The organism is Novacetimonas maltaceti (assembly GCF_002906255.1).
GTDB lineage: Bacteria > Pseudomonadota > Alphaproteobacteria > Acetobacterales > Acetobacteraceae > Novacetimonas > Novacetimonas maltaceti.
On record NZ_POTC01000133.1, the window covers coordinates 1 to 1,265 of the forward strand.

Annotated in this window: 1 protein-coding gene and 1 pseudogene; one reads left to right on the plus strand and one right to left on the minus strand. The window is 54.8% G+C overall.

Annotated features, from left to right (window positions below; genetic code table 11):
- Positions 1-125, plus strand: a pseudogene (locus tag KMAL_RS17750) (IS5/IS1182 family transposase); the annotation flags it as partial.
- 13 nt (positions 126-138) lie between these two features.
- Here KMAL_RS17750 and KMAL_RS16645 read toward each other — a convergent pair.
- A complete protein-coding gene (locus KMAL_RS16645) occupies positions 139-1,104 on the minus strand; it encodes an IS110 family RNA-guided transposase (protein ID WP_167400180.1) in 966 nt (321 codons plus the stop codon).
- Positions 1,105-1,265: the final 161 nt, after the last annotated feature.

The following is a 1,265-nucleotide window of genomic DNA, read 5'->3' on the forward strand; positions in this document are numbered from 1 at the left end:
ACCGTATCGAGATCATGTTCGGCAGGCTCAAGGACTGGAGACGGGTCGCAACACGCTATGACAGATGCCCGACCGTCTTCTTCTCGGCAGTCTGCCTCGCCGCAACCGTCTTGTTCTGGCTATGAGTATCCGTCTTGGTCAAGTGTGGCGTGGTTCCCATAACCTGTCATTGCGTAACAGGACATTCGCCAGAATGACGAGACGCCGCATGAGAGCAGTCAGAGCCACTTTTGCGTGCTTTCCCTTATCCGTCAGACTAAGATAGATGCTTCGAAGGTCAGGGTTATGCCGCATGGCAACCAGAGCAGGCATGTACAGGGCGTTTCTGACATGAATCCGACCACCCCGAATAAAGCTTTTACCCTGCCACTTTCCTGACTGCCTGGTGACAGGTGCCAGACCTGCGAGCGCAGCAACCTGTCCATTTTCCAGTGTTCCCAGCTCGGGAATATCAGCGATCAGCATCGCAGCCGTGGCCTCTCCAATACCTGGAATACTGACCAGAATGGTGCGTTTTCGAGAGAGGCTCTCGTCTGTCGAGATCAGTTCGCTGATTGCCTGATCGATGGCTGCGATCTGAGCCTCTATCTGACGAAGTCTATAGCGTGTCAGACGTTTTAGGAGACTGAGCTGCAGGTTTTGCTGGCGATTGAGCAGGGCTGTCCTGTCACGGGTCAGATTTCGTCGTCCAGATGCCAGCTCCTGGAGCGCAGACTGCAGCTCGTTGCAGATCGTAGACGTCCTGGGTTCAAGAAGTGCCCCCATCCTGGCCAGCATCATGGCATCTACCCGATCCGTTTTTGCAAGCTTCCCGGTGGCTTCAGCAAACTTTCTTGCGTGCCGCGGATTGATCCGTGAGAATGGGATGCCGGCCTTGGCCAGACGACTTTCCAGTTGACGATGGAAAGGGCCGGTCGCCTCGAAGACAACATGCACAGCATGTTGCCTGCCAATCCATCGTAGAAGCGTTCTGAGGCCTTTCGTATCGTTGGAAGTCTGGATCAGGTCACCAGATGGATATTGAGCGGCATCAAGATGATCCTTGGAAACGTCAATGCCAACAACAACGGCATGACTCTCCAGCTTTGAGCATGTCTGTGCCATTTCCCATTGTCCTATGCTTGTCATCCGGGATTTTCTCCCAGGTATCCGTTCAGGCCCGAGGAAAAGAAGAGGCGGTCATACTCATTCGCGGCCCATCATGGCCTGTCCTGACTCGACCCGCTCTCTCCAGCAGTCAGGAGGTGGCCACCTCCTGACTGCTG